Source organism: Actinocrinis sp. (assembly GCF_035653575.1).
In the GTDB taxonomy this organism is placed as follows: Bacteria; Actinomycetota; Actinomycetes; order Streptomycetales; family Catenulisporaceae; genus Actinocrinis.
In genome coordinates this window covers 1-9086 of record NZ_DASRBQ010000147.1, presented here as the reverse complement: position 1 = coordinate 9086, position 9086 = coordinate 1, and the positions used below count along the sequence as shown (strand labels likewise).

Genomic DNA, 9086 nt, shown 5'->3' with positions numbered 1-9086 from the left:
TGGTTGCCGCCGATGGACAGCGCGTCGCCGTCGCCGGTGACCACCCACACCGACAGGTCGGGGCGGGTGGCCGCCAGGCCGGTGGCGATGGCGGGGGCGCGTCCGTGGATGGAGTGCATCCCGTAGGTGTTCATGTAGTACGGGAAGCGGCTGGAGCAGCCGATCCCGGAGACGAACACGATGTTCTCCCGCGCGATGCCCAGCGTGGGCATCAGGCCCTGGACCGCGGCCAGGATCGCGTAGTCCCCGCAGCCCGGGCACCAGCGCACCTCCTGATCGGTCTTGAAATCCTTCACCGTCAAGGGAAGGGCGGCGCGGGCGGACGGAACGGCCGCGCGGCCGTTCTTGGTCCCGTTCGCACCGTTGGCCGCGCCGTTCACGGCGCCGTTGGCTGCGCCGTTCGCCTTGCTCTCAAGCATTGCCCAACCCCTTGACCGCCGCCGTGTCCCCGATTAGCCCGTTGATCACATCGGTGAGCTCGGCCGAGGTGAACGGCAGGCCGCGCACCTTGTTGTAGCCGACCGCGTCCACCAGGTACTTGGCCCGGATCAGCAGGGCGAGCTGCCCCAGGTTCATCTCGGGGATCAGAACCTTGTCGTACTGGCGCAGCACGTGGCCCAGGTTGGCCGGGAACGGGTTCAGGTGCCGCAGGTGCGCGTGTGCGACCTGGCCGCCCTGCCTGCGCACCTTGCGGCACGCCGCCTGCACCGGCCCGAAGGTCGAGCCCCAGCCGAGCACGAGCACTCGCGCGCCGCCGCTGGGGTCGTCGACCTCCAGCGGCGCGACGCTGTCCGCGATCCGATCCACCTTCGCCTGCCGGGTACGCACCATCAGGTCGTGGTTGGCCGGATCGTAGGAGATCTCCCCGGTCCCGTCCGCCTTCTCGATCCCGCCGATGCGATGCTCAAGACCCGGCGTACCCGGAATCGCCCACGGCCGCGCCAACGTCTCTGGATCACGCTGATAGGACAGGAAAGGTTCACCGTCCTCGGACGGCTTGGCGAATTCGACGTGCAGGTCCGGCAGCTTCTCGACGTCGGGGATGTGCCACGGCTCCGAACCGTTGGCCAGATAACCGTCCGAGAGCAGGAACACCGGCGTGCGGTACGTCAACGCGATCCGCGCCGCCTCCAACGCCGCATCGAAGCAGTCGGCTGGCGAACGCGGCGCCACGATCGGCACCGGCGCCTCGCCGTTGCGGCCGAACATCGCCTGCAGCAGGTCTGCCTGCTCGGTCTTCGTCGGCAGGCCGGTCGACGGGCCGCCGCGCTGAATGTCGCAGATGATCAGCGGCAGTTCCAGCGACACCGCGAGACCCACGGTCTCGCTCTTGAGCGCGACCCCGGGTCCTGACGTGGTCGTCACCCCGAGCGCTCCGCCGAAGGAGGCGCCGAGCGCCGCGCCGATGCCCGCGATCTCGTCCTCGGCCTGGAAGGTGCGCACGCCGAAGTTCTTGTGCTTCGACAGCTCGTGCAGGATGTCCGACGCTGGCGTGATCGGGTAGGAGCCCAGGAACAGCGGCAGGCCGGAGCGCTGCGAGGCCGCGATCAGGCCGTAGGCCAGCGCGAGGTTGCCGGAGATGTTGCGGTACCGGCCGCTGGGCAGCGCCGCGGGGGCGATCTCGTAGGAGACCGCGAACTCCTCGGTGGTCTCGCCGAAGTTCCAGCCGGCCAGGAACGCCGCGCGGTTGGCGGCCGCGATGTCGGGCTTGTTGCCGAACTTCTGCTCCAGGAACGCCAGAGTGCGGTCGGTCGGACGGTTGTACAGCCAGGAGAGCAGCCCGAGCGCGTACATGTTCTTGGCGCGCTCGGCCTCCTTGCGGGAGAGCGGAAGCCCTTCCAGCGCCTTGACCGTGGAAGAGGTCAGCGCGACCGGATGTACGCGGTACCCGTCCAGTTCGCCGGTCTCCAGCGGGTTGGCCGGGTAACCGACCTTGGTCAGCGCGCGCGTGGTGAACTCATCGGTATTGACGATGATCGTGGCGCCGCGCGGCAGGTCCTTCAGATTCGCCTTGAGCGCCGCCGGGTTCATCGCCACCAGCACGTCCGGGGCGTCGCCGGGGGTGAGGATGTCGTGGTCGGCGAAGTGCAGCTGGAAGGCCGAGACTCCGGGCAGCGTCCCGGCGGGGGCGCGGATCTCGGCCGGGAAGTTCGGCAGTGTGGACAGGTCGTTGCCGTACGCGGCGGTCTCTGCGGTGAACCGGTCCCCGGTCAGCTGCATGCCGTCGCCGGAGTCGCCCGCGATCCGGATCACTACCGCACCGATCCGCTCGACCGCGGCGCCCCGCTTCTCTTCGATCGCCTCGCCCGCCACCGAACCTCCTCGCGCGTCCGCATCCTGGGACGGTACTTGGGATCGCCTGCGCCGCTTCGATCACCGGAGCGGGTAGTTCCCCGCACTCCCGAGTCCAATCCATCGTACGCCTGAGTGGACGGCGAACGGCCCGTGCTCATGCGGCGCACGGCAGTCCAATAGCGCTCTAGCGAGCCGAGTACCCTTGTGCGATGACGCGGGGGACCCGCCCGGAAGAGGGAGAAACCCCGGCAGTGGTGGCGGTTGACTGGCGCGCGAGGGCAGGCGGCGAGCTTTTATGGGAATCGGCGGCACGGGCGGCACGACCTATTACTCCGCCTACTCGATCGTCGGCATGTTGTTGCTGCTCGGTGTCGCGTTCGTCACGGTGTCCTTCGCCGCGAACCGGCTGCTCGCCCCGGCCAGGCCGACGCCGGAAAAGCTGCTCACCTATGAATGCGGTGTGGATCCGGTCGGCGAGGGCTGGGCGCATACCCATGTGCGGTACTACGTCTACGCGTTTCTTTACGTCATCTTCGCGGTGGACGCCGTCTACCTGTTCCCATGGGCTACCGTGTTCGCCGCGCCGGGCTTCGGCGCTACCACGCTGGTCGAGATGTTCGTCTTCATCGGCTTTCTGGCGGTCGGGATCCTCTACGCCTATAAGAAGGGCGTGCTGACGTGGTTGTGAACGAGGGGGAGGCGCTGGACCCGGCGATCGGGGCCGACGCGGGCTCGAACGGGGCCGGCGCCGGGCACCGGGCGGGCGCCGTAGCGCTCGGCATTCCGCGGGTCGGCGCGCCGGCGCGCGGTTTCGGCACGGGCTTCGACCTGGCGCCCAAACCGATGAAGGTCGTGCTCAACTGGGGCCGCAAGTACTCGCTGTGGGTGTTCAACTTCGGCCTGGCCTGCTGCGCGATCGAGTTCATCGCGGCCTCGATGGCCCGGCACGACTTCATCAGGCTCGGCGTGATCCCGTTCGCGCCAGGCCCGCGCCAGGCCGATCTGATGGTCGTATCGGGCACGGTCAGCGACAAGATGGCCCCGGCGGTCAAGCGGCTGTACGAGCAGATGCCGGAGCCGAAGTACGTCATCTCCTTCGGCGCGTGCGCGAACTGCGGCGGGCCGTACTGGGACTCCTACTCGGTGACCAAGGGCGTCGACCAGATCATTCCGGTGGACGTGTACGTGCCCGGCTGCCCGCCGCGGCCCGAGGCGCTGCTGCAAGGGATCATCCGGCTTCAGGAGAAGATCGCCGCCGAAGGGACCGGCGGCCGTGTCCTGACGGCGCCGCGCGACTCCTCGAACGGGCAGGCCAAGTCGGACAAGCCGAGGCTCAAGCCGCTCAAGTCGCGCTGGCAGCGTTCGCGTCCGGCGGCGCAGCCGCAAGGCGAGCCAGCCGCTGCGCTGGCACCGACGGTGGCGATCGAGCCGCAGTTGACGGCCCAATTCGTGACTGATCCGCTACCCGCCGAGCCGGTGCCGACCGCACCCGCATCGAGTGCAGTCGTACCGAACACAGCTGCACCGGGCACAGAGGCGCCTGCGGAGGCGCCGACTGTCGAAGTGACGCGTGGCGAGCCTGCGCAGGGCGGGGCTCGATCCGCGGGTGAAAGTCATGAAACCGCCGCCGGCGAACCGAGTTCCGGGACGGTCGCCACTCCCGAAGCGCCGACGGTCGAGGTGCCGCTGCCGATCGTCTCCTCCGCCGAGGCGCTCACCGAGGAGGTGCCGATCGTGGCGGCGCCGGGCGACCTTGGCCCGACCGAGCTGCTGCCGAAGATCAAGGTGCCGCGCCGCCACTATTTCCGCGAGCTGCGCCGTGCCCGCGACCACGGCCTCTCGTTGTTCGACAAGGCGGCCCGCGACCAGGAGTGGGAGTACGACGATGAGTCCTGAAAGCGCGGGGGCTCTCGTCGCGGCGGTGACCCCGGTGCTCGCGCAGGCCACCGGCGGCGCCGTCGAGGTGCGGGAGAACTTCGGCCAGGCGCTCGCCGTCGTACCGCCCGAGCAGTGGATCGCGGCGCTGACCGCGGCCCGCGACGAACTGGGCGCTACCTTTTTCGACTGGCTGACCGCCGTCGACGAATTGGAGAACGGCTACACGATCGCCGCGTTCGTCTGCGCTCCGGCCGACGCGACCGCCGCCGGCTCAGCCGCCTCCGCTGGTGCCGGACTCAAGCGCGGCCAAGGCCTGCTGCTGAAGACTGCAGTGCCGCGGGAAAACGCCGAACTGCCGACGGCGACCACGGTGTACCGCGGCGCGAACTGGCACGAGAGGGAGACGTTCGAGATGTTCGGGGTCGAGTTCACCGGACATCCCGACCTCAAGCCGCTGCTGCTGCCCGACGGTTTCGAAGGGCATCCGCTGCGCAAGGAGTTCATCCTCGCCTCGCGCGTGGCGAAAGCCTGGCCCGGCGCCAAGGAGCCGGGTGAGTCCGAACACGACCGGGGGAAGGCGTCGCCGGGGCGCCGCCGGATGCTGCCGCCGGGAGTGCCGGGGGAGGAGTGGCTCAAACCGCTGCCCCCGCGGACCCCGGAGTCAGCGGGAGCGGTCGAGACGAGCACGGCTAAGCAGGGCCCAGCTCAGCAGGGCCCGGCTCAGCAGGGCCCGGCTCAGCAGAGCACGGGCGAGCGGGGCGTGGCAGGAGACTCATCCGGCGCGGACGGCGAGGTCGAGAGCTGATGGGCGGCGCCGCGCACTGGTGGCTCGAGGTCGGCCTGCGGCTCGTCGTCATCCTCGGCTTCTTCCTGGTCGTGCCGCTGCTGGTGGGCCAGATGGAACACAAGGCCATGGCGCACATGCAGGGCCGGGTCGGGCCGATGGAGGCAGGCGGCTTCCACGGCTGGGCGCAGCTGATCGCGGACGGTGTGAAGTTCGCGCAGAAGGAGTCGGTCGTGCCCGCCGACGCCGACCGCGCCGTCTTCCAGCTCGCCCCGACCGTCGCGCTGCTGCCGTACCTGGTCGCGCTGGTGGTCGTGCCGATCGGCCCGGGCACGCAGGTCGGGGTCGCCCTCGACGTCGGGCTTTTCTTCGTGCTCGCGGTCATGGGTGTCGGGGTGCTCGGCACCCTGATGGGCGGCTGGGCCAGCGCCAACAAGTACTCGCTGCTCGGCGGGATCCGCACGGCAGCCCAGCTGATGGCCTATGAGCTGCCGATGCTGCTGTCGGCGGCCTCCGTGGGCATGGCCGCCGGGACCCTGTCGCTCAGCGGAATCGTCGACAAGTGGCAGTGGTGGTGGCTGCCCTGGCAGCTGATCGGCGCCTTCGTGTTCTTCGTCTCCGGTCTGGCCGAGCTGCAGCGCCCGCCGTTCGACATGCCGGTGGCCGACTCCGAGATCATCTTCGGCGCGTACACCGAGTACACCGGCCTGCGCTTCGCCTTCTTCCTGCTGGCCGAGTACGCCGGGATCGTGCTGCTGTGCCTGCTGACCACGGTGCTCTTCCTCGGCGGCTGGCACGGCCCGTTCTCCGCGCACCTGGGGTGGCTGTGGACGGTGCTCAAAACCCTGGTGCTCTCCTTCGTGGTGATCTGGCTGCGCGTCAGCTATCCGCGACTGCGCGAAGACCAGCTGATGCGCTTCGCCTGGACCGCGCTGATCCCCCTGGCCCTTGCCCAACTCGCGATCACCGGGGTGGTGAGAGTGCTGTGACCTCCGAGCTGGATCAGAGCGCCGACGTGGACAAGGGACCAGACGTGACGAAGAGTCCGGCCCGGGAGTTTCCCGGCGCGGGCCTGGTGAAGGGTCTGGCAACGACCTTCAAGACCATGACCCGGCACGCGCACACGGTGCAATACCCGGATCAGCCGCCGGAACTGCCTCCGCGCACCCGCGGCGTGATCGCGCTGCTGGAGGAGAACTGCACGGTCTGCATGCTGTGCGCGCGCGAGTGCCCCGACTGGTGCATCTACATCGACTCGCACAAGGAGACGATCCCGGCGCCACCCGGCGGCGGCCGCGAGCGCACCCGCAATGTGCTCGACCGCTTCGCCATCGACTTCTCGCTGTGCATGTACTGCGGGATCTGCATCGAGGTCTGCCCCTTCGACGCGCTGGAATGGTCCCCGGAGTTCGAGTACGCCGAGTTCGACATCAAGGATCTGCTGCACGAGAAGGATCGGCTGCGCGAGTGGTTCTGGACCGTGCCTGCTCCGGTCGCGCTCGATCCCGCGGCCGAGGAGCCCAAGGAGATCGCCGCGGCGCAGAAGGCTGCGGACAAGCTGCTCGCCGCGCAGAAGGCCGCTGAGATCGTGGCGCTCGCCGAGCCGGATGCGGCGGCCGGCGCCGGGGCGAAGACCGGAACCGGAAGTGGGACCGGAACCGGAACTGACTCCGGAGCGGAGGGCGACGGGTGAGCAGCGCGCTGGCCGTCTCGGCGCTCCCGGCCGCGGCGCCGTCCTATCTCTCCCCGACCGGGGTCGAGATCGCGTTCGTCCTGATCGGCCTGCTCGTCCTGGGCTCCGCGCTGCTCGTGGTCACCGTGCAGAACCTGGTGCACGCGGCGCTGTGGCTGGTCGTGTGCCTCGGTGGGATCGCGGGCGAATACCTGCTGCTCGGCGCGCAACTGGTCGCCTGGGTGCAGATCTTGATCTACGTCGGTGCGATCGTCGTACTGCTGCTGTTCGGCCTGGTGCTGACCCGCGCGCCGATTGGCCGGACCGACGAGCTCGACGTCAAGTACAAGCTGCCTGCGATCGTCGTCGCGGCCGCCGCGGCAGGCGTGCTCGTCACGGTCATCGTCGATGCGTACCACACCACCTGGCTCGAACCGCGCGCCGCCGTACCGCAAGGCACCAATGCCGCGAACGGCGCCGCACTGTTCAGGTTCTGGGTGCTGCCCTTCGAAACCCTGTCCGTGCTGCTGCTCGCCGCGCTCGTCGGCGCGATCGTCGTCTCGCGCCGGGGTGCCGACAGCGAGTCCGAAGAAAACAGGGGTACTGCCTGATGCACGCCGTGTACCCACTGCTGCTCGGCGCGCTGCTGTTCGCCATCGGCCTCTACGGGGTCCTCGCGCGCCGCAACGCGATCACCGTGCTCATGGCCATCGAACTGCTGCTGAACGCGGTGACCATCAACCTGGTCGCCTTCGGCTCCCTCATCCGCGACCAGTTCAACATCGGCCAGGTCTTCACGCTGTTCATCATCACGATGGCAGCCGCGGAGACCGGCCTCGGCCTCGCGATCGTGCTGATGATCTTCCGGCAGCGCGGTAACGCGGACATCGACGGGCAACGCCAGCTCGCTGAGCCGCTCGGCGGTCCGGCGGACGAAACCGATCCGAGCGCTGACGCCGTGGCCATCGCTCCCGGCGACGGCGGATCCGAAGCCGAGGAGGAACCCGTCGTCGCGCGGGCGCTGGCGAAGACGGAGGCGGCCCGGTGAACCTCTTCGCCCTGCTGACCATCGCGCTGCCCGCGCTCGGCTCGGCGGTGACCTTCGCCGGGGCGCGCGACTTGCGGCACGTGAAGTTCTGGTCGGTCGCGCCGATCGCCGCCGCGCTGTTCTGCTCGCTCGTCGTCCAGGTCGCCCACGGCACCGGCGGTGTGTCCACCTCGATCACCGAGCTCGCCCCGGCCGGCCAGTACACCGTCTGGCTCGGCACCCGCGTCAGCGGACTCTCGGCGCTGGTCGGCATCCTGGTGACCGTAGTCGCGCTGTGCGTGCAGGTCTTCTCGTTGACCTACATGCGGCACGAGAAGCGCTACCCCACCTACGCCGCGCTCATCTCCCTCTTCACCGCCGCGATGCTGCTGGTCGTGTACTCGGCCGACCTGATCGTGCTGCTGGTCGGCTGGGAGATCATGGGCGCCTGCTCGTACTTCCTGATCGGCCACTACTGGGAGCGGCCCGACGCGCGCTCCGGGTCGATCAAGGCCTTCCTGGTCACCAAGACCGGCGACGTGCCGTTCCTGTTCGGCATCACGGCGCTCGGCATCCGCACCGGCAGCTTCCGCATCGATGACGTCTTGCACTACGTAGGCGTCAACGGACTGCCTTACGCATCGTTCATCGCGGTACTCCTGCTGTGCGGCGTGGTCGGTAAGTCCGCGCAGTTCCCGCTGCACACCTGGCTTCCCGACGCGATGGCCGGTCCCACACCAATCAGCGCACTTATCCATGCCGCGACCATGGTCGCGGCCGGTGTGTACGTCGTCGCACTGCTGTACCCGGTCTTCCTGCTCGCGCCCGGCGTGCTCACGCTGATGGCAGTCATCGCGGCGATCACGATGACGGGCTCGGCGCTCGCGGCCTTCGCGCAGACCGACATCAAGAAGGTGCTCGCCTACTCGACGGTCAGTCAGCTCGCCTACATGCTCGGCGGTCTGGCCGTCGGTGGCCGTACCGCAGCCGTCTTCCACCTGATCACGCACGGTGCGTTCAAGGCACTGCTGTTCCTCGCCGCTGGAGTCGTGATCCACCGGGTGGGCTCGAACGAGTTGTCCGAGATGGGCGGACTGCGGCATCGCATGCCGATCGCGTTCCGCACGATGACGGTCGGTCTGGCGGCGCTTGTGGGCGTTCCGCTGTTCTCGGGCTGGTTCTCCAAGGAGGCGATCCTCGGCGCCGCCTGGGACGCGTCGGGCCAGTTCGCCGCGGCCGGACGGATCGTGCTGATCGGCGGATTGCTGACGGTCGGCCTGACCGCCGCATACGCGACGCGGCTGTGGCTGAAGATGTTCTGGGGCCCGTTCCCCGAGGCCTCGCCGGACGACCACCGCGTCGAGGCACCGCAGACCGAACTAGTTCCGCTGATCGTGCTCGCCGTTCCCGCCGCGGTGCTGGGGTTCGTC

8 protein-coding genes and 3 pseudogenes are annotated in these 9086 nt (G+C 69.1%); 9 read left to right on the top strand and 2 right to left on the bottom strand.

The features are described 5' to 3' along the window. Together VFA06_RS20350 and VFA06_RS20345 are read right to left on the bottom strand one after the other, a co-directional pair. Positions 1 to 419 (bottom strand): thiamine pyrophosphate-dependent enzyme (locus tag VFA06_RS20350; RefSeq protein WP_324842239.1); only part of this gene is annotated, 419 nt, incomplete at its 3' end. Then, complete coding sequence (locus tag VFA06_RS20345) at positions 412 to 2313, bottom strand: 2-oxoacid:acceptor oxidoreductase subunit alpha (RefSeq protein WP_324842238.1); 1902 nt, start codon at positions 2311 to 2313, stop codon at positions 412 to 414. The genes VFA06_RS20350 and VFA06_RS20345, both read right to left, overlap by 8 nt. A 277-nt stretch (positions 2314 to 2590) precedes the next feature. Here VFA06_RS20345 and VFA06_RS20340 point away from each other — a divergent pair, with 277 nt between their 5' ends. From VFA06_RS20340 to VFA06_RS20305, 9 genes and pseudogenes are all read left to right on the top strand, one after another. Continuing rightward, positions 2591 to 2983, top strand: coding sequence for an NADH-quinone oxidoreductase subunit A (locus VFA06_RS20340; RefSeq protein WP_324842237.1), 393 nt, complete (start codon positions 2591 to 2593; stop codon positions 2981 to 2983). A 14-nt stretch (positions 2984 to 2997) separates the two neighbouring features. After that, positions 2998 to 3565 (top strand): annotated as a pseudogene (locus tag VFA06_RS25960) (NADH-quinone oxidoreductase subunit B); the annotation flags it as partial. Between the two features lie 345 nt (positions 3566 to 3910). Beyond that, a pseudogene (locus VFA06_RS26140) lies at positions 3911 to 4627 on the top strand (NADH-quinone oxidoreductase subunit C); the annotation flags it as partial. Between the two features lie 97 nt (positions 4628 to 4724). Continuing rightward, a pseudogene (locus tag VFA06_RS26135) lies at positions 4725 to 4898 on the top strand (hypothetical protein); the annotation flags it as partial. Positions 4899 to 4977: 79 nt separating this feature from the next. Continuing rightward, positions 4978 to 5946: an NADH-quinone oxidoreductase subunit NuoH gene (gene nuoH, locus VFA06_RS20325; RefSeq protein WP_324842234.1), complete on the top strand. Its 969-nt coding sequence runs from the start codon at positions 4978 to 4980 to the stop codon at positions 5944 to 5946. Positions 5947 to 6062: 116 nt separating this feature from the next. Beyond that, entirely contained in the window at positions 6063 to 6650 is a 588-nt protein-coding gene (locus VFA06_RS20320; protein WP_349260263.1) for an NADH-quinone oxidoreductase subunit I, read from the top strand. Next, positions 6647 to 7240 carry an NADH-quinone oxidoreductase subunit J gene (locus VFA06_RS20315; protein ID WP_324842232.1) on the top strand — a complete coding sequence of 198 codons (594 nt, stop codon included), beginning with the start codon at positions 6647 to 6649 and terminating at the stop codon, positions 7238 to 7240. Before VFA06_RS20320 ends, VFA06_RS20315 begins: the two co-directional genes overlap by 4 nt. Next, positions 7240 to 7677, top strand: a complete 438-nt coding sequence (nuoK, locus tag VFA06_RS20310; RefSeq protein WP_324842231.1) for an NADH-quinone oxidoreductase subunit NuoK — start codon at positions 7240 to 7242, stop codon at positions 7675 to 7677. The genes VFA06_RS20315 and nuoK overlap by 1 nt, the downstream gene beginning before the upstream one ends. Beyond that, the coding region (locus VFA06_RS20305; protein ID WP_324842230.1) for an NADH-quinone oxidoreductase subunit L at positions 7674 to 9086 on the top strand (1413 nt) is incomplete at its 3' end. The genes nuoK and VFA06_RS20305, both read left to right, overlap by 4 nt.